Source organism: Pseudomonas sp. S2_F03, assembly GCF_054668335.1.
Window position 1 is genome coordinate 3,439,630 of sequence record NZ_CP162759.1, and the last position, 17,651, is coordinate 3,457,280.

The window sequence follows — 17,651 nt, forward strand, 5'->3', positions numbered from 1 at the left end:
ACTCCAAACGTGGTTCAGGTCAGTGCCAGCGACGGAAGATCAACGAGGTGTTGACGCCACCAAAAGCGAAATTGTTGTTCATCACGTATTCGTTGCTCATCTGCCGGAACTCGCCTCGCAGGTAATCCAGTTTGCCGCAGTGCGGGTCGACCTCGTCGAGGTTGAAAGTGTGTGCGTACAGGTCGCTGTTCATCATTTCAATGCTGAACCAGGACTCCAGCGCACCGCAGGCGCCCAGGGTGTGGCCGAGGAAGCTTTTTTGCGAACTGATCGGCATGTGTTCGCCGAACAATGCGCTGGTAGCCAGTGTTTCGGCGATGTCGCCCTGTTCTGTCGCGGTGCCGTGACCGTTCACGTAGCCGATGTCCGAAGGCTGAAGCCCGGCGTCTTCGAGGGCGAGTTCCATGGCCCGACGCATGGTGAGTTGCTCCGGTCGCGTGGTGTGTTGGCCGTCGGCGTTGCTGCCGAAACCGACGAGTTCAGCATGAATGCGTGCACCGCGTGCCAAGGCATGTTCCAGCTCTTCCAGCACCAGCATGCCGCCGCCTTCACCGATCACCAGGCCGTCGCGACCCTTGTCATAAGGACGCGGGGTGGTTTGCGGGGCGTCGTTTTTCAGGCTGGTGGCGTAGAGCGCGTCGAAGACCATCGCTTCGGTCGGGCACAGCTCTTCGGCGCCGCCCGCCAGCATCAGCGGCAGGCGGCCGAACTTGATCGACTCGTAGGCGTAACCGATGCCCTGGCTACCGCTGGTGCAGGCGCTCGACGTCGGGATCAACCGACCGGTGAGGCCGAAGAAGATGCTGATGTTGGCAGCCGTGGTGTGCGGCATCATCCGCACGTAGGAGTTGGCGTTCAGGCCTTCGGCCACCGAGTTGAGCAGCATGTTGCCGAACGCCTTGATCTCGTCGGTGCTGCCGGTAGATGAGCCGCAAGCGACGCCCATGCGCCCGTCCTTGATCGACTCGTCGCCCAGTAACCCGGCATCGGCCAGCGCTTGCTCGGCAGCGCCCACAGCAAGCCGCGACACACGGCCCATGCTGCGCAGTTGCTTGCGGGTCCAGTGGCTCGGGACTTTGAAGTCATCGATGGGGCCGGCCAGGCGTGTATTGAGTTCGGTAAAGCGATCCCATTCGTCCATGCGCCGGATGCCGCTGCGGTTGGCCGCGAAGTTGCCGGCGATGGTTGCCCAGTCGCTGCCCAGTGAGGTGATGCCGGCCATGCCGGTGACGACAACGCGCTTCATCAGCACAGGCCTCCATTGACGGCCAGAACCTGCCGGGTGATGTACGACGCTTCCGCCGACATCAGGAAATTCACCGCGCCGGCCACCTCTTCAGGGGTGCCCATGCGTTGTGCGGGGATCATTTTCATCAGTTCTTCCACGGGCACGTTTTCATCGAGCATGGCGGTGTCGATCAGGCCGGGTGCGACGCAGTTGACGGTGATTTTACGTTTGCCCAATTCAATCGCCAGCGCCTTGGCCGCACCGATCAGACCGGCCTTGGAGGCACTGTAGTTGACCTGGCCACGATTGCCGATCAACCCCGACACCGAAGTGATGCAGACAATCCGCCCGGCAGCGCGACGACGAATCATCGGCATCATTACCGGGTGCAGCACGTTGTAGAAACCATCGAGGTTGGTGCGCATCACCACGTCCCAATCATCCTCGCTCAGCGCCGGAAAAGCACCGTCACGGGTCAGGCCGGCATTGAGCACCACGCCGTAATAGGCGCCGTGGGTGTCTACGTCGGCTTCGAGAATGGCTTTGCAGCTGGCGCGGTCGGAGACGTCAAATTGCAGGACACGCGCGTTGCGGCCCAAGGCTTCGATTTCGGCTTTGACGGCAATAGCGTCCGTCAGACCGCTGCGGCAATGCAGCACGATGTCATGCCCGGCCTGGGCCAGACGCAAAGCGATGGCGCGGCCGATGCCGCGGCTGGAACCGGTGACCAGTACGGATTCAGTCATGACTGGACTCCTTGGGGTTCATGAAGATATTGAGCGGCCTGAGGCGGACGAAACACGTTCAGGCGTGCGGTGGCGTGGATGCCGGGGGCGTTGATATGGCATTCGAACACGCCCATGCCGTTGTCGTCTTCCAGTGACCGAATGCCATGGATGGTCAGTTCGGTGTCGACCGGGAAGTGCTCGACGTTGCATTCGAATTTGCGGCTGCCGAGCAGAAAGCCCAACTCCACCTCATCGCCGCGCTGGCGCGCATGGCAACCGGCGTAGGCGGCGACACTCTGGGCCATTATTTCAATGCCGACCCAGGCCGGCAGGCTGCCGTCGGGACGGTTGAACAGACCGCCGGGCCTGACGGTCATGCGGGTGTGAATCTGCTCCTCGTCGAATGCAAGGATCTGCTCGATGAGGATCATGTCGCCAGCGTGTGGCAGCAACTCGGCGAGCGGCCAGTCAATCATGGTGCGTCTCCGATAATCAGGCTGACGTTGTTGCCACCGAAGGCAAAGGAATTGCTCATCAAATAGCGAGGTGCAATGGACGTCAGGCGATCGGCCGGGGTCACCCAATGCAAGGCGGGCAACAGCGGGTCGGGCTGGCCGTCCCAGACGTGGGGCGCCAGGCTGTGGTCGAGGTTGTCCGGGCCGAGGCTCAGCCAGCAGAACGCGGCTTCCAGGGCACCGGCGGCGCCGAGGGTGTGACCGGTCATCGGCTTGGTCGACGAGCAGGGCACGCCTTGCGGGAACAGCGCGGCCACGGCAAGGCTTTCCATGGCGTCGTTGTGCTGGGTCGCGGTGCCGTGCAAGTTCAGGTAATGGATTTGCTGCGGTTGCAGGTTTGCGCGGCTCAGGGCTTTGCTCATGGCTTGCAGCGCGCCACGACCGGTCGGCTCTGGCGCCGAGATGTGGTGGGCATCGGAACTGGCGCCGCTGCCGAGCAGGGCGATGGCGTGGTCATCGCCAGCGGTTTTGCTCATCAAAAACAACGCGGCCGCCTCGCCAATGTTGATGCCGTTGCGGTTGACCGAAAACGGATTGCAGCGCTGCGCGGACACCGCTTCCAGGGCCGAAAAACCGTTAAGGGTCAGTTTGCACAAGCTGTCGACGCCGCCGCATAACACCGCGTCGCACAGGCCCAGATCCAATAGACGCTGGGCACTCATCAGCGCCCGTGCGCTGGAGGTACAGGCGGTGGAAATCACATAGGCCGGGCCACTCAATTGCAGCCAGTCGGCAAGGAAGCTGGCGGGCGCGCCGAGTTCTTGCTGCTGATAGTCGTAGTCAGCGGGAAATTCGTCTTCGCGGATGTAATGGGCCAACCCACGGCTGGCCTCATCGATGCCCGAGGTGCTGGTGCCCAGGATCACGCCGATGCGATCGCGGCCGTAGGTCTGGATCGCCTGATCGATCTCTTCGCGAATTTGCAGCGCGGCTTCCAGCAACAATTGGTTGTTGCGGGTGTTTTGCTTTTTCAGCTCAGCGGGGATCGGTGCCAAATCGCCGCTGACCGCCGCCACCGGCAACGAGCGCTCTGGCACCCAGCCGGTTTCGACGCGCAGGCCTGAGCCGTCACCGGCAAACAGATTGCGCGCGACTTCTTGCTTGCCACGGCCCAAGGCGCAGATCACCCCGAGGGCATTCAGATAGGCCGTCATGGTGCCTCCCCGCTCAGCGGCGTGACTTCATACCGGGGCCCCTTGGGCAGGTTCAACTCAAAGGTCATGGGTTGTGAATAAAGGACATCCCAGTGTGTTGGCAGGGACCGTTGCCTGCCGTGTTGCCAGGCGGTGGGGTAGTTGCCCGACAGCTCATCTTTGGGGGTCAGGGCAAACAGTAACGCGGCGAACAACTCCCGGGCTTCCGGGTTGGGCGGCAACAGACCGTCGGCCTGCCACTTTCCATCGGTCAATATCTGCCGCGCCTGCGGAATGCCCAGCAAATCCATCATCGACCAGCGAAGCCCCGCTTCTTCATGCTGGATCACCAAAACCCAGTCCTGACGTTGCGCGGCTTCCAGGCGCTGGATGTGCAATTGCAGCGGCAACGACAGCTTCGGGATGTGCTCGGGCAGCGGTGCCTGGCTGGCGCAAGCACTCAGCAACAGCAGGCAGCCCAGGAGCAGAAAACGGATCATCAGGCATTACCTTCAAAGGATGTGCGCCGCACACTAGCGGTCCTGTCATTCATGTGACATCTCTTGCGCAGAGTTCTGACAACACCCGCAGCCGGCGCTTGGGTTCACTGACGAACGGGTTGCGTTCGTCCCAGGCATAACCGGCGAGAATCGCGCTGATCATGCGGCGGATGTCCGGTGAGCTGCCTGGATGGTAGATCACATCCTGGAACGTCCCGGCGTACCAGCCTTCGACGTAGCAGCGGAAAGTGTCGACGCCGCGCTTGAGTGGTTCGGCGAACTCGATTTGCCAGTCGACGCGTTCACCTTGCAGTTGGCGATGCAGAACCCCGGCGGCCATGCTCGCCGAGCGCATGGCGATGGTTACCCCGGAAGAGAACACCGGGTCGAGGAATTCCGCTGCGTTGCCGAGTAGCGCAAAGCTGGGGCCGTGCAGGGTTTTGACGTTGGCCGAGTAACCGCCGATGGTGCGCGCAGGCGTATCCCATCGCGCATGTTCAAGCACGCCGGCCAGGCTCGGCGTTTCAGCGATGAACCCGCGCAGGCATTCATCCAGATCCTCCATGCGGCCTTCGAAATGTTCGGCGGCGGCCACTACCCCCACCGAGCAACGGCCATTGCTGAACGGGATGGTCCAGAACCAGATGTCGCGATGGATCGGGTGGGTGGTAATGAGGATTTTTTCCCGCTCGAAGGTCGGGCTGTCGATGTTGTCTTCGATGTGGGTAAACACGGCCTGACGCACCGGGAAATTGGAAGGCGCTTCAAGGTCCAGCAGGCGTGGAAGCACACGGCCGTAACCGCTGGCATCGAGCACGAAATCGGCTTCGATGCGGTACTCGCTGCCGTCCTCGCGGCGCACGTCGAGCTGCGGTTTTGGCAAACTGAAATCCACGCTGACGATGGCTTCGCCGTAACGAACGTCCACGCCTTGCAGTGCGGCCTGGTCGGCCAGCAGCTTGTCGAAATCGGCGCGCTGGACCTGGAACGTGGTCGGTTTGCCGTGGCTGAACGTATCGCCGAAATCAAAGGCGCTGTACTGCTCGCCCCAGGCGAACGCGGCTCCGTTCTTGACCTGGAATCCCGCAGCGTTCACGGCATCGAGCATGCCGGCTTCTTCAACGAAATCCAGGCAATGCGACAACAGACTTTCGCCGATGGAAAACCGGGGAAAGTGTTGACGCTCGATCATCAGCACATCGTGACCGTTGCGCTTGAGCAGCGCGGCCGCGATCGCCCCTGAGGGGCCCGCGCCGATGACGACGACTTGTCGACGTTCCATTTCAACTGTTGGCACGGGGGCTCCTTGCCGGGGCGGCGATATTCAAAAGGGGGCTATGCAGGCCGGCGAGTGCCGGCAGCAGGGTCGCGATCAGACCCATCACCATCAACGCAAAGTACAGCGCCGGGCTGATGAGCTGTTGTTGCAGCAGCAGATTGAGAAAGACGATCTCGCTCAAACCGCGAATATTCAGCAGCAGGCTTTCCCGCCAGCGGCTGGCACCCTCAAAGGAGGCGCCGGCCCAACGGAGTCCCAGCCAGTTGCCCAGCAGCTTGCTGGCAATCGGCAACAGCAACAGTGCCGCCAATTGGACCCAGCCGAGGCTGGCCATGGCCGCGTGAACGTTAATCTGCACGATGCCGAACGTGAGGATCAGCGGAATAGCGATCCATGTTTGCAGGCGGCTCATCCAGATCGCGGGGACGGGCAACACCAACGGTACTTTCAGCATGGCCATGCACAGCAGATAGCCAATGCCGAAAATCAGCGCATTGAGTTTGAAGTGCTCGGCGACCACCAGCAGCGCAAAGAAGCCGCCGCTGTGCAGCAATGGCTGACGCAAACCAATCAGACGCAGCAGCAACGGCAGGCAAGCGCCGGCCAGCGGCAGCAGCAGGCTGCTGACGTGCAGACTGCCTTGGGCAAAACCGAACAACGTCCAGCAGGTCAGGTCGATGAGGATCGCGGTCTGCACTAGACGCCGGGTGGCCGTGGGCGGGTAGTTGATGTGCCGCAGGTACAGGTACAACACCGGGATCGCGGTGATGGCGAACACCAGCCCCACTGCCAATGAACTGATCCACGGTTGCGCCGGCAGCAGCCATGCCGCCGTCGCCAGCCCGCCAGCGAACGGAATGGCAAAACTCGGCAGGGCAATTTTCAGGCTCTGGCGATCCAGCCGCAGATCGATCACGTCGCTGAGAATGTTCCCCAGCAGCAAGGCAAAGCTCAGGCTGTAGAGATTCTTCAGCCATGCCGGCGAGATCAGTTCGGCGCCGCTGAGCTGCCAACCGGGTTCGATCCACAAATACATCAGCAATGGCAGGCCGAAGGTGGCCAGCAGCAACTGGCTGACGATTGGAATCAGCCCGAAACGGCGACCCACACGCGTCGCCACGGCAAACATCACGAGGGCCATCAGCCAAAACAGGACGATCATCATGCTGCCGGCTCCGCAACCGCAACGTCGTGGGCCTGGCGACCGGCCCACGGCGCCAGGATGAAGCTGAACGCCAGGCCAAGGCTCACCGCCAGCCCGAAGTTGCTCACCGCCGGTGTGCTGGACACCGCGAGCAGACCGAACGACAGCCATGTGGTCAGCGCCGCCAGCAAGGTGCCCAGCAGGCTCACCGCTGCGCCACCGACCTGTTCACGCATGAGGATTGCGTAATCGACGCTGATCGCCGTCACCAGCAACAGGCCGAACAGGCTGAACAGTGTCAACGGTTGCCCCAACCAGCCGAGGCTGGCCAGGCTGCACAGCGCGGCCAGCAACGGCAGCGCGACGATTCGCAGGGCGCCGCCGAGACCAAAGGGCAGAATCAATACCAGCACGATCAACACGCAGGAAGCGAGCTTGAGTTCCGCGGCGCTGATCTGGGTCGCCGCAAACACGTCGTTCAATTCACCGAGACGATCGACCAGTTCGACCCCCGGCAAGTCCAGCGCCTGCACGCGCAGCAGCGCCGGGTTGTTCAGGCCTTGCAAGCTGACCATCGCCGCCACATCACCGTCATCGGTCACGCCCAGCCACAGTGGGCGGTAGGGCTCGGCCAGCGGCCCGGTCAGCGCAGCGTCGATGTCTTCGGTGGGCAATGCCTGAAGTGTTGTCAGCTCTTCTTGCAGTGCTTGCACCGGTACGCCGATGTCGAGCAGTGGTTGCCAGTATTGCGGCAACCGGGTCAACGCCTCACGCACTTGCAGCTGGTCACTTGGCTGGCTGACCAGTTGATTCAGTGACAGGTAGCCCTTGAGTTTTTCCAGGCTGACCAACTGATCCAGGCGCTCGCTCAACGCCGTTTGGCGTTCCAGCAGCTCCTGCTGATTGGCACCGCGCACCAGGAAAAACTGGCTGGTTGGTTGAAAACCGGTGATCCGCGCAATGGTCCGGGCTTCGTCAGTCATTTGCTGCGGTGCACCGATCCACTGGCGGATGTCATTGCGGCTTTCGAGTTGCACCAGGCCACCCACGCAGAAGGCAATCAGCAGGGCCAGCAACACGGGTGTGCTGGCATGTTTGAGTAGCGCTTCACGCAGGTTCAGCAAAAATTCACAGACCCGTAGCGGCCATTGCGCCGGACGGATATCCGCGCCCTTGAGCAGCGCCGGAAGCAGGCAGACGGCGGACAGGTAAGCACCAAGCAGGCCGGCGGCGGAAAACACGGCGATCTGGGTCAGGGCCGGAAATGGCGTCCAGGCCAACGCGAGGTAGCCGATGCAACTGGTGATCAGGCTCAATGTCAGGCCCGGCAGCGTCAGGCGCAATGCAGGCCAACTGTGCCAGGGTTTCAGGCTCCAGCTTTTCGACAGGTAATGCAGCGGGTAGTCGACGGCTACGCCGATCAGGCTGGAGCCGAGTACCAACGTCATCACATGCATATGGCCAAACAGCGCCACGCAAGCCACCGCGCCAAACAGCATGCCCACCACGACCGGCACGAACGCCAGCAACACCCGCCAACGCCGGAAGGCCAGTAACAGCAGCAACAGAATGCCGAGCGTGGCGCCGCCACCGACCCAGGTCATCTCGCGGGAGGCTTGTTGCTGACCGTTGGCGGCGTAGAGCAATCCGCTGGCGGCCAGCAGTTGCACGTCAGCCTGAGCCGCCTGTTCGCGGCTGTGTTTGAGAAGGTCTGCCACTTGCAACGGCAGGTTCATGTCAAACGCATTGCCTGTGGCTTTTGCCCGCAGCAACACCCAGCTCATGCCGTCGGCATCGGCGATCAAGGCGCCACTGCCGATGTCCAGTTGCACGGTGCCGCGTTGCGGCTGGCTGTTCTGGATGCGCCCGGTGAGGCCCAGCCAGTCATCCTGGCTCGGCACCAGGCTGAAACCGGTGAACGGGTCGAACAATGCTTGTACCCGCTGCTGGATGAAGGTGTCGGGGTGCTCAACCAGTTGCTTGCGATCCGCCTCGGACAGCATCGCCAATCGGCCTTTGAGCAGTTGTGTACGCAGGGCGGGCAAGTCGGCCTGCAACGTCCACTGGACCTTCTCGAACAATCCGCTGGCCTGCCATTGCTCACCCAGTTTCTGCGCCATGGCGATGGCGTGTCCGCGATCCTTGTGGCCGACCAGCATCAGCATTTCGCGGTTCAGCGGTTCTTGCATGCGTTGTTCGGCGCGCAGTTCCAGTGCGTCCGGCGCCGTGCCCGGCACCAGGTCCATCAGGTTGGCCGACAGGGGCGCGCCGCCACGCCATTGCCAGCCGGCGAGCGCGAGCACTGCCAGCAGCAGGATCAGGAACAGCCATGGCAGTCTGCGTTCACTCGGCAAAGTCATGTTGCTCCGCGGTACTCAACGGTTCGGCGCTGGTGGTGTCCTGCATGCGCAATAGCGTGCTGTCGCCCTGGGTTTCCATCAGTTCGATGCTGTGCACCAATTCTCCGCCGGTGATGTTGATCTGGTTGAACACCTGCTTGAGCAGCAATGAGCGTGGGGTCAATGTCAGTGTCCAGTTCTGTGCCTCGCCACTCAGGGACAGCTCGAAATCCCGTTGCAGACCGCTGCTGTCGCCTTGCAGGACGGCGAGGAACAAGCGGTTTTGCTCGGCGCCGGCGCTTTTGCCCGGCAGCATTTGCCAACCGTTGGCGTCTCGCCGGGCTATGCCCTTGGTGGTGATGCGGTAATCCTGCTGCAACGGCGTTTTCAACAACCACAACAGGCCATTGTTTTTCGCGAGTACGAAGGTGCCCTTGCTGGTCAGCGGCTGGGGCAGGGCGCGCAGGTGTTTCTCCTGGATGAACTGGCCGTGGATCACATCGGGCCTGGCCAGTTGATCGCTGAGTTGTTGCAGGTCGAAAGCCTGCGCCCACGAAGAAAAGCCAAGCACCACCACAAACATGTAGCAGCTGCCGAGCCCGCGAGGCTGCGTCCGGCGGCGAAGCCGTCGCAAAACCTGAGCATTCGGTGCATCAAGCGAAACGCCAGGCGTCTGCTGCGCAGCCGGACGCAGGCTTCGCCAGCTGCTACAGGTCGAACGCAGGCTGCTACAGAGGGTCTTCAGCAGGTTCATGCGAGCATCCTTTCGACGGCGTCGATGAAAACCTTCGGCGAGGCCAATTGCATTTCGCGGCTGGCCATGTCGACGGCGACTTGCACGGAGCTGGCGCGGGTCAGGCGTTCGCCGGTGTCCAGGTCACTGATCAGGTAATTGATCTTCAACCGGTTCTCCCACTCCACCAGATTCGCCCGCACGTTCAGCTTCTGCCCGAACACCGCGCCGCGCACGTAGCGCAGTTGCAAGTCGATGACCGGCCAGGCGTAACCCGACTCGGACATCGCCGTGTAGTTGTGGCCGATCTTGTCCAGCAGTGCGCAGCGGGCCACTTCCAGGTATTTGACGTAATGGCCGTGCCAGACCACCTGCATGGTGTCGACGTCAAAGAACGGCACGAGGATTTCCGTATCGGTGTGAAGCACTCCCTTGCTACGCATGCAGCCTCCAGTGTTGCTCGGCGATTCGTTTCAGGCACAGGCGCAATTCGCCTTCCAGGGCGCGATCTTCGATGACCGGCGGGAAGTCTTTGGCCAGCTCGAAGTGCATGGCGGCAAGGGCCGGCGGCAACGGGCGCGCGTCTTCAGCCTTGCTGCGCAGCCAGACGCCCTGATTGGCGGCAAGCAGGGTCGCCGCGGCGACCTGTTCGGTCAGCTCCAGCACGCGAATCGCATCGCGGGCGGCGATGGTGCCCATGCTTACCTTGTCCTGGTTGTGGCACTCGGTGGAGCGCGAAAAGACGCTGGCCGGCATCGTATTTTTCAGCGCTTCGGCCGTCCAGGCGCTGGTGCCAATCTGCACGGCTTTGAAGCCGTGGTTGAGCATCGCCCGATCTGCGCTGGCGCCGGACAGATTGCTCGGCAAGCCATGGTTGTATCGCTCATCCACCAGCAGCGCGAGTTGGCGATCCAGCAGGTCGGCGACGTTGGCCACCAGGTTCTTCAGGCTGTCCATGGCGAACGCGATGTGGCCGCCGTAGAAGTGACCGCCGTGCAGCACGCGCTCGGCTTCGGCGTCGATGATCGGGTTGTCGTTGGCGCTGTTGAGTTCGATTTCGATGAACGAACGCAGCCAGTTCAGGCTGTCGGCCAATACGCCGAGGACGTGGGGGGCGCAACGCAGCGAGTAGCGATCCTGCAGGCGGTGCAGCGGTGCGGTCGGCGCGTCGATCGCCAGATCCTTGCGCAGCCACGCGGCAACTTGCATCTGCCCCGGGTGCGGTTTGGTGGCGAACAGGCGCTCGTCAAAGTGTTCCGGGTTGCCCTGCAAGGCGACGACGTTCAGCGCGGTGATGCGCGTCGCCAGTTGCAGCAGGTAGTCGGCGCGGGCGAAGGCCAGGCAGGCAAGGCCGGTCATCACGGCGGTGCCGTTCATCAGCGCCAGGGCTTCCTTGGGGCGCAAGACCAGTGGCTGCCAGCCGAGTTCGCGGTGGACGTCGGCCGCCTGTCGGCGTTCGCCACGGAACATCACTTCGCGCTCGCCCGACAGGGTCGCAGCCACATAGGACAACGGCGTCAGATCACCGCTGGCACCCACCGAGCCTTCCTCCGGGATCAGCGGCAGAATGTCGTGTTCGAGGAACGCTTGCAGGCGTTCCAGCAGCTCAACGCGAACCCCGGATACGCCGTGGCACAGTGACTGCAAACGCGCGGCGAGCACTGCGCGGGTAGCCTGTTCGTCGAGCAATTTGCCCAGGCCACAGCCGTGGAAGGTATACAGATGACGGGGCAACGCCTCGACGTGATGCAGCGGCACCGCGACTACGCAGGAGTCGCCATAACCGGTGGTCACGCCATAGATCACACCTTCCTTGTCCAGCAGGGAGTCGAGGAATCGCGCGCCCTTGGCAATACGCTCGCGGTACGCGGGATCGCCCTGCAACTGCGTCGGCACCTGACGATTGGCCAGGGCCAGCACGTCTTCGATGCGCAAAGGGAGTTCGCCGAAGGTTACCGGCTCATGCATTGGCGTCGTCATCGCTCTTCCAGAAAGGGTAAAAGTTGAACCATTGTTGGGGCGCTTCAAGGCAATAGTGACCCAGGCGCGCGGCGTAGCGGGATGCCCACTGATGAATGACCTGCTCGCGGTCGCTGCGTTTCCACGTCACGGCCTCGGCGAAGGGTTCGAGGGTCACTCGATACTGGCCTGCCGGTTTCTTCAGGCACATCAACAGATTGATCGGGCACTTCAGCAAACCGGCCAGCAGCCATGGACCTTGAGGGAATGCTGCCTGATGGCCGAGAAAGTCCACGGTCACTGTGCGTGCGCCGTGCAGCGGCACGCGGTCGCCGGCAATCGCCAGCCATTCACCGCGCTCAAGGCGTTCGTGCAGTTGCAGCATGATCACCGGGTCCAGCTCGCTGACCTGGATCAGCCGCAGATTGGTCGCGCCGGCCTCGCCCAGCAAGCGGTTGAACTGCTCGGCGTGCTTGGTGTGTACGAGGACGTTCATCGTGACTTTTTCGCCGATTTCCGCCAGTGCGCGGCAGACCTCGAGATTGCCCAGATGCGCGCCCACCAGCATTTGCCCGCGGCTGCCACGCAGTTGATTGCGCAGCAGTGCCGGGTCGATGATTTCGATCTGGTCGATGCTCAGCTTGCCATTCCATACGTCGAGCTTGTCGAGCATGGAGTCGGCGAACGCCATGAACTGACCGAACACGCGCCAATGCGTGGGGCGCAATTCGTTGCGCGCGCTCCAGTCGGCGAGCCGTTGCTGGTACTGCCAGGCGCTGTGGCGGGCACTGCGGCCGAACAGGAAAAAGTACAGGACGATGCCGTACAAGACCGGACTCAACAGGCGTCGACCCAGTACTTTGGCACCGAACGCGGTGAGCTTCATCAGCCAGAAGCTGCCGCGCTCCTGGCGGTCGGCCCAGTGTTTCTTGTCTACGTTGCTGCTCATGCTCGCCACCGTCGCCAGAGGATCACCGGGGCCCGCAGCAACATGCCGAAGAACAGCCGGGTGTGCATGCTGGAAATCAGCACATTGTCGTGAAACAGGCGGAAATGCGAGACGCCGTCCAACGGGTAGTGAACCCTGGTCGGCAACCACTGCATCGGCACGTTGCGCCAGGCCAGGCGCACAAGGATGTCCGAGTCGAAGTCCATGCGCTTGCCTATCTTCGCCGAGTCGATCAGTGCCAGGATGGGCGGCAATGGGTAGACGCGAAAGCCGCACATGGAATCGCGAATCTGCAAGGACAGCGTGTTGATCCAGACCATGACGTGCGTCAGGTAGCGGGCATACAGGCGGCCCTTGGGTACGCTGGCGTCATATTGTGGGTAGCCGCAGATCACCGCGCTCGGCTCGGCGCGTGATTTTTTGATGAACAGCGGCACGTCTTGCAGGTCGTGCTGGCCGTCGGCGTCCACTTGTAACGCATGGCTGAAGCCCAGGCGTGACGCTTCACGCAAGCCGGTCATGACCGCACCACCCTTGCCCTGGTTGGCGGCCAGGCGGATCAGGTAAACCATTTCGCGCTGGGCCAGTCGATCGAGCACCCTGGCGCACGCCGGACTGCTGGCGTCGTCCACCAGAATGCACGGCAGGTTGCTGGCAATCAGCGCCTCGACCACCGTGCCGATCGCGGTTTCATGGTTGTAGACCGGGACGATTGCGCAGGGGTTATGCATCGCTGGCCGCCTCCAGCAGAATCCGCCCACTGGAGCAGGTGGCGGTCTCGTTGCGATAGGCGAAATACAGTTTGCTGCGCTCTGGGTCAAAGCGCAGGTGCAACTGGATTTCGTCGCCCGGGCGCACCAGTTGCTGGAACTTCAGCACTTCCATGCCGGCGAATTTTGCTGGCAGGTCCATCAATTGTTGACCCAGGCTCAGCGCCCAATCCACCTGCACCACACCGGGCAATACCGGGGTTTGCGGGAAGTGGCCGCTGAAGTAAGCGAGGTCTGGCGGGACTGCGAGTTGCAGGCTCCATTCGCCCTCGACTTCGACCTGTTCGAGCACTTCGGGTGCTTTGACCCGAGGTGCCAGCAACAGGGCCTCGACGTCGGCCTGCGGCAGTTTGCCTTGAGCATTCAGTGGCAACTGTCGCAGCAATCGCCAGCGCCGGGGCAGGGCGAGGGCTTCGCAATGCTGGCTCAGGTGCTGACGCAGTGCTTCTGTAAGGGTGCGCCGACCCTGATTGCGCAAGGTATGCAGCCCTGATTCGCTGAGCACCAGCAGTGCACCCAGTGAGGCGCGGTTTTCCTGGACCACACCGAGGCGCGCCTCCGCGACCCACTCATGCGCCATCAGCGCTTTTTCCAGCATGGGCAGCGAGATGCGTTTTTCTTCCAGTTTGACGATCCGGTCCAGGCGTCCCAGCAATTCGAAACGGCCATTGGCTGCGATTCGCGCCGCATCAGCGGTGTGTTCGATGTGGCCGACCGGCAAGTAGGGAGATTTGATCAACAGCGCGCCGTCGCTGTCCTGGCTCAACTCGACACCGGCGAACGGCTGCCAGAGATCGCTGCCCTGACGCCAGGCGATGCCGCCGGTTTCTGAACTGCCGAGGATTTCTGTCGGCCATTGGCGCAAGCGTTGGTGCAGGCTTTGCGCGGCCTCGGCGGGCAAGGCGCCGCCCGAGGAAAACACCCGGCGCACAGCGCTCAAGGCAGGCCAGTCGAGGTTATCGCCCATGCGCTTGAGCAGCGCCGGACTGGCGACCCAGGCGAACACCGGGTGTTCGCGACTGGTGCGCTGCAGGTCTTCCGGGAACGCCAATTGCTTGCGCACGAACGGCCGCCCGGCGCACAGCGGCCACAGCACGCGGAACAGCAAGCCATAGATGTGTTGGGTGGCGACGCTGCCAACAATGCAAGCCTGACCCAGATCAGCGCCCCAGAGTTGCTCCAGTGCCTGAACTTCATTGGCCATTTGCCGCAGGGTTTTGTCGATGCGCTTGGGGTCGCCACTGGAGCCAGACGTGCAAAGGCTCAGTTGGCAAGTGTCCAGATCCAGTGCAGCGGCAGTGAGAGGCGGATGGCGGTAATCGCTCAGGTGCGCATCATCGGCCAGATCAGTCAGCCACAGATCGACTTCACTGGACCAGCGTTGGCGGGTCTGGAGTTGTAGATCGGCCGGCAGTAGCACGCTGACGCCGGCACGCCAGGCACCGAGCAGGGCAATGGCGAGGTCGGCGGCGTCTTCAAGGTGCACGGCGATGCGCTGCACGTTTTGCGCTTGCAGGCCGGCCGCCAGGCGCAGGGCCTGTTCGCACAGTTGTGCGTGATTCAGCGCCGGTTCGGCTGTGACGGCACGCTCCGGCTGAGCCTTGAGCAACAGTTGCTCAAGTGTTATCCAATTCATCAGTGGCCTCGTACCCGTTGTCGTATCAGCCATTCAATGGCAAACAGCAGGCCCATCAACCCGTAGGAAATCAGGCCGGTGTACAACATCCACCAGCTCAGCGGCGCCCAAAGAGTCAGGGCAGCGGTGAGCAATCCGTTAAAGACGAAAAACACACACCAGACGATCGTCACCTGGCGGGTATAAATAATGGCCCTGGCCGGCAGGTGCGGTTCACGCAGACGCGCCAGACGCTCGACCATCGGCGGGCCGAACCAGAGGCTCAAACCAAACAACCCAAGCATGAACACGCTGATCAGCACCGGGTACCAGCGCAGCAACAGCGGACTGTCGAACAGGGCCAGCAACAGGCAAAAAACCATTGCGGTGATCGCCATCCACAGGCTGCCGGGACGGCGTGCACCGAGCAGCGCTCGCGCCAGCCACAGGCTGCCGAGCAACAGGCCGAACTGCCACGGAGCAAAATGTTCCATGCCGAAATACACCGCGAAGGGGTACAACAGGCCTGCGAGCAGCAGGCCAAGGCCGACCAGTCGGCTCATGCGGCAGGTTGAACCAGGCGATAGACGGCCTCGACCACGTCGCTGACGGTACGCACCGATTTGAACTCTTCGGCGGCGATTTTTTTGCCGGTCTGGCGCTTGATGTGATCGATCAGGTCGACGGCGTCGATGCTGTCGATTTCCAGATCCTGATACAGGTTCGATTCCAGGCTCACGCGCGCAGGGTCCAGCTCGAAGAGCTCGACCAAAGCATCGCGCAGAGTGTTGAAAATGTCGTCACGAGTTTGCATGGTCCGGTCTCAAGCTGCCTGTTTTGCAGTGACGAACGCCGCGAGGCTCGCCACGTTAGTGAAGTGATCACGGGTGTCTTTGGCGTCGGCGTCGATTTTGATGCCGTATTTTTTCTGGATGGCCAGACCGAGCTCCAGTGCGTCCACCGAATCCAGACCCAGGCCTTCGCCGAACAGTGCCTGATGGCTGTCGATATCTTCGGCACTGATGTCTTCGAGGCCGAGGGCATCGATGATCAGTTCTTTGATGTCACGGTGCAGATCGCTCATCTTCGGCGAGCTCCTTGATAAAGTAAGTATGCAAATAATCGTTGAGCTTGCGCGATGCCTGAGGTGCAGGGCCTAGCGCTGCGAAAGCTTGTGGGTCTATATCGGCCCCGACACGGAAACTGAAGTGCACGCGGCGTTTCGGGATCCGATACCAGGGCTCGGCCTTGGTTAACGTCGTAGGGCTGACCTTGATGATCACAGGGGTGAGGATTTTCGCACCGCGCAAGGCGATTGCCGCGGCCCCCCGATGAAAGGCCGGTGCCTCGCCAGGCTGGGTGCGCGTGCCTTCGGGAAAGATGATCAAGGTCTGGCCGTCTTTCAACGCGTTGGCAGCGGCGTCGAGCATGTCCATGCTGCCGTCGTTGCTGATGTATTCGGTGCGCCGTAGCGGGCTGCGGGTAAAGGGATTCTCCCAAAGGCTTTGTTTCACGACGCAATTGGCGTGACGCACCAAGCCGATCAGAAACACGACATCAATCAGCGAGGGGTGATTGGCAATGATCATTTGCCCGGGGCGGCCCAGTTTTTCCGCGCCCTGGATGTCGTAGGTCAGGACGCCGGTGCGGGCCATGAACCGGACAAATAACCAGAAGCAGCGACTGACGGTCTGTCGCGCGCGCAGCCGATGGGTCCGCGCATCACCGGGAAAGCAATTGAGCAACGGAAAAACCACCAGTCGCAGGCACAGGCCACCCAACCCGAACAGGGTGAAGCTTGCGGCAGTGGCCAGCAGGCGCCAGTAATAGGCGTCGCGGTTTTTTTCCGTTACGGAGTGCGATGCCAGGTCCATACACGATTCTTCCAGGCATGTTGGCAGGTGGTTTGCTGGCCGAGCAGGGTGCGAACCAGATTCAGGGCATGGGGCCAGTGGGCGTTGGACAACTCATCCGTCGCGCTGTTCAGCATCAGCTGCCAGTCGGTACCGGGTGTCAGTAACAGACCGACGGCATACGGAAACGGGACATCGTCGATCCATGTCTCATAGGCATTGGGCGGTTGTTCTTCGGCGATAATCAACAGGACGGCAGGCGCGCCTTCGTCCAGCATTGCAGCGGCCTCCAGCATGCCGTGTTCCAGCCCGTCACCGGCGGCGGCGAGGGCGGTCATTTCGCTGGTTTCGCCGCGCATGATCGACCAAAGCCCAATGACGGCGTTGTGCACGGACAAACTGAATTGAGTCGGCGACAGCGGTTGGTCGGCGGCCAGATCGCTGAGGATTTCAAACGTGCGCGGGGTTTCGCCATGTCGGGAAACAAACACCAACGGCAAGTCCTGGCGACCCTCAGCCAAGGGCCAGCCGACACTGAATGCCATGCGCGCCAATCGGCTGAGTCGTCGGCGCTGCATGGCGGGCAGAAAAAGACACGTCGGGTGCGACATCGCTGCTCGCAAGCACCACCGGTTGTCGGCTCCATGCCTGCCATTCGTCCACGCTTTCGAGCCCCGGAGCCCATGCGCGCCATTGGGCGATGTTGAAATTAATCACAGACATACATCCCGCCCTGCAGGGCTTCGTTGACGCGGTGAGCCGCAAAAACAGCGGCAGACCTTACGTGACGCGTAGCGCCGAGTGGCGCGCATTATCCCGGTGCTACGGGCGCGTAGCAAATACTGGTTACATTTTGCGCAATGAATGTACCGTCCGGTTCGCTAAAAGCTATCGTTTCGCCATTAT

At 62.0% G+C, this 17,651-nt stretch carries 18 protein-coding genes and 1 pseudogene; all 19 read right to left on the minus strand.

Going from position 1 to position 17,651, the window contains the following annotated elements:
- Positions 1-19 precede the first annotated feature (19 nt).
- On the minus strand, positions 20-1,246 hold the full coding sequence (locus AB4N76_RS16160; protein ID WP_460163247.1) for a beta-ketoacyl-ACP synthase: 1,227 nt from the start codon (positions 1,244-1,246) through the stop codon (positions 20-22).
- Positions 1,246-1,974, minus strand: coding sequence for a 3-oxoacyl-ACP reductase FabG (gene fabG / locus AB4N76_RS16165; RefSeq protein WP_046031150.1), 729 nt, complete (start codon positions 1,972-1,974; stop codon positions 1,246-1,248). The genes AB4N76_RS16160 and fabG overlap by 1 nt, the downstream gene beginning before the upstream one ends.
- Positions 1,971-2,432, minus strand: a complete 462-nt coding sequence (locus AB4N76_RS16170; RefSeq protein WP_046031149.1) for an ApeP family dehydratase — start codon at positions 2,430-2,432, stop codon at positions 1,971-1,973. The genes fabG and AB4N76_RS16170 overlap by 4 nt, the downstream gene beginning before the upstream one ends.
- Positions 2,429-3,625 carry a beta-ketoacyl-[acyl-carrier-protein] synthase family protein gene (locus AB4N76_RS16175; RefSeq protein WP_460163248.1) on the minus strand — a complete coding sequence of 399 codons (1,197 nt, stop codon included), beginning with the start codon at positions 3,623-3,625 and terminating at the stop codon, positions 2,429-2,431. Before AB4N76_RS16175 ends, AB4N76_RS16170 begins: the two co-directional genes overlap by 4 nt.
- Complete coding sequence (locus AB4N76_RS16180) at positions 3,622-4,104, minus strand: hypothetical protein (protein ID WP_046031147.1); 483 nt, start codon at positions 4,102-4,104, stop codon at positions 3,622-3,624. The genes AB4N76_RS16175 and AB4N76_RS16180 overlap by 4 nt, the downstream gene beginning before the upstream one ends.
- A 49-nt stretch (positions 4,105-4,153) precedes the next feature.
- A complete protein-coding gene (locus tag AB4N76_RS16185) occupies positions 4,154-5,401 on the minus strand; it encodes an NAD(P)/FAD-dependent oxidoreductase (protein WP_460163249.1) in 1,248 nt (415 codons plus the stop codon).
- Positions 5,388-6,548, minus strand: coding sequence for a cation:proton antiporter (locus AB4N76_RS16190; RefSeq protein WP_046031145.1), 1,161 nt, complete (start codon positions 6,546-6,548; stop codon positions 5,388-5,390). Before AB4N76_RS16190 ends, AB4N76_RS16185 begins: the two co-directional genes overlap by 14 nt.
- Positions 6,545-8,887 (minus strand): MMPL family transporter, encoded by a 2,343-nt coding sequence (locus AB4N76_RS16195; RefSeq protein WP_046031144.1) that lies wholly within the window; start codon positions 8,885-8,887, stop codon positions 6,545-6,547. The genes AB4N76_RS16190 and AB4N76_RS16195 overlap by 4 nt, the downstream gene beginning before the upstream one ends.
- Complete coding sequence (locus tag AB4N76_RS16200) at positions 8,871-9,449, minus strand: outer membrane lipoprotein carrier protein LolA (protein WP_046031366.1); 579 nt, start codon at positions 9,447-9,449, stop codon at positions 8,871-8,873. Before AB4N76_RS16200 ends, AB4N76_RS16195 begins: the two co-directional genes overlap by 17 nt.
- 167 nt (positions 9,450-9,616) lie before the next feature.
- Positions 9,617-10,042, minus strand: coding sequence for an acyl-CoA thioesterase (locus AB4N76_RS16205; protein ID WP_046031143.1), 426 nt, complete (start codon positions 10,040-10,042; stop codon positions 9,617-9,619).
- A complete protein-coding gene (locus AB4N76_RS16210; protein WP_046031142.1) occupies positions 10,035-11,579 on the minus strand; it encodes an HAL/PAL/TAL family ammonia-lyase in 1,545 nt (514 codons plus the stop codon). Before AB4N76_RS16210 ends, AB4N76_RS16205 begins: the two co-directional genes overlap by 8 nt.
- Complete coding sequence (locus AB4N76_RS16215) at positions 11,560-12,507, minus strand: LpxL/LpxP family acyltransferase (protein ID WP_046031141.1); 948 nt, start codon at positions 12,505-12,507, stop codon at positions 11,560-11,562. The genes AB4N76_RS16210 and AB4N76_RS16215 overlap by 20 nt, the downstream gene beginning before the upstream one ends.
- On the minus strand, positions 12,504-13,238 hold the full coding sequence (locus tag AB4N76_RS16220; protein ID WP_046031140.1) for a glycosyltransferase family 2 protein: 735 nt from the start codon (positions 13,236-13,238) through the stop codon (positions 12,504-12,506). Before AB4N76_RS16220 ends, AB4N76_RS16215 begins: the two co-directional genes overlap by 4 nt.
- Complete coding sequence (locus AB4N76_RS16225) at positions 13,231-14,913, minus strand: acyl-CoA synthetase family protein (protein ID WP_046031139.1); 1,683 nt, start codon at positions 14,911-14,913, stop codon at positions 13,231-13,233. Before AB4N76_RS16225 ends, AB4N76_RS16220 begins: the two co-directional genes overlap by 8 nt.
- Positions 14,913-15,455 carry a COG4648 family protein gene (locus AB4N76_RS16230; protein ID WP_046031138.1) on the minus strand — a complete coding sequence of 181 codons (543 nt, stop codon included), beginning with the start codon at positions 15,453-15,455 and terminating at the stop codon, positions 14,913-14,915. Before AB4N76_RS16230 ends, AB4N76_RS16225 begins: the two co-directional genes overlap by 1 nt.
- Positions 15,452-15,706: an acyl carrier protein gene (locus tag AB4N76_RS16235; protein WP_007947135.1), complete on the minus strand. Its 255-nt coding sequence runs from the start codon at positions 15,704-15,706 to the stop codon at positions 15,452-15,454. The genes AB4N76_RS16230 and AB4N76_RS16235 overlap by 4 nt, the downstream gene beginning before the upstream one ends.
- Before the next feature lie 9 nt (positions 15,707-15,715).
- Positions 15,716-15,976, minus strand: a complete 261-nt coding sequence (locus AB4N76_RS16240; RefSeq protein ID WP_046031137.1) for a phosphopantetheine-binding protein — start codon at positions 15,974-15,976, stop codon at positions 15,716-15,718.
- Positions 15,957-16,766 (minus strand): lysophospholipid acyltransferase family protein, encoded by an 810-nt coding sequence (locus tag AB4N76_RS16245; protein ID WP_046031136.1) that lies wholly within the window; start codon positions 16,764-16,766, stop codon positions 15,957-15,959. The genes AB4N76_RS16240 and AB4N76_RS16245 overlap by 20 nt, the downstream gene beginning before the upstream one ends.
- A pseudogene (locus AB4N76_RS16250) lies at positions 16,742-17,468 on the minus strand (beta-ketoacyl synthase chain length factor). Before AB4N76_RS16250 ends, AB4N76_RS16245 begins: the two are co-directional and overlap by 25 nt.
- Between the last annotated feature and the right edge of the window lie 183 nt (positions 17,469-17,651).

Coding starts and splice junctions, on each gene's coding strand:
- AB4N76_RS16160 (WP_460163247.1), bottom strand. CDS start 1,246: ATGAAGCGCGTTGTCGTCACCGGCATGGCCGGCATCACCTCACTGGGC.
- AB4N76_RS16230 (WP_046031138.1), bottom strand. CDS start 15,455: ATGAGCCGACTGGTCGGCCTTGGCCTGCTGCTCGCAGGCCTGTTGTAC.
- AB4N76_RS16225 (WP_046031139.1), bottom strand. CDS start 14,913: ATGAATTGGATAACACTTGAGCAACTGTTGCTCAAGGCTCAGCCGGAG.
- AB4N76_RS16220 (WP_046031140.1), bottom strand. CDS start 13,238: ATGCATAACCCCTGCGCAATCGTCCCGGTCTACAACCATGAAACCGCG.
- AB4N76_RS16210 (WP_046031142.1), bottom strand. CDS start 11,579: ATGACGACGCCAATGCATGAGCCGGTAACCTTCGGCGAACTCCCTTTG.
- AB4N76_RS16195 (WP_046031144.1), bottom strand. CDS start 8,887: ATGACTTTGCCGAGTGAACGCAGACTGCCATGGCTGTTCCTGATCCTG.
- AB4N76_RS16240 (WP_046031137.1), bottom strand. CDS start 15,976: ATGAGCGATCTGCACCGTGACATCAAAGAACTGATCATCGATGCCCTC.
- AB4N76_RS16235 (WP_007947135.1), bottom strand. CDS start 15,706: ATGCAAACTCGTGACGACATTTTCAACACTCTGCGCGATGCTTTGGTC.
- AB4N76_RS16180 (WP_046031147.1), bottom strand. CDS start 4,104: ATGATCCGTTTTCTGCTCCTGGGCTGCCTGCTGTTGCTGAGTGCTTGC.
- fabG (WP_046031150.1), bottom strand. CDS start 1,974: ATGACTGAATCCGTACTGGTCACCGGTTCCAGCCGCGGCATCGGCCGC.
- AB4N76_RS16200 (WP_046031366.1), bottom strand. CDS start 9,449: ATGTTTGTGGTGGTGCTTGGCTTTTCTTCGTGGGCGCAGGCTTTCGAC.
- AB4N76_RS16175 (WP_460163248.1), bottom strand. CDS start 3,625: ATGACGGCCTATCTGAATGCCCTCGGGGTGATCTGCGCCTTGGGCCGT.
- AB4N76_RS16245 (WP_046031136.1), bottom strand. CDS start 16,766: ATGGACCTGGCATCGCACTCCGTAACGGAAAAAAACCGCGACGCCTAT.
- AB4N76_RS16215 (WP_046031141.1), bottom strand. CDS start 12,507: ATGAGCAGCAACGTAGACAAGAAACACTGGGCCGACCGCCAGGAGCGC.
- AB4N76_RS16190 (WP_046031145.1), bottom strand. CDS start 6,548: ATGATGATCGTCCTGTTTTGGCTGATGGCCCTCGTGATGTTTGCCGTG.
- AB4N76_RS16170 (WP_046031149.1), bottom strand. CDS start 2,432: ATGATTGACTGGCCGCTCGCCGAGTTGCTGCCACACGCTGGCGACATG.
- AB4N76_RS16205 (WP_046031143.1), bottom strand. CDS start 10,042: ATGCGTAGCAAGGGAGTGCTTCACACCGATACGGAAATCCTCGTGCCG.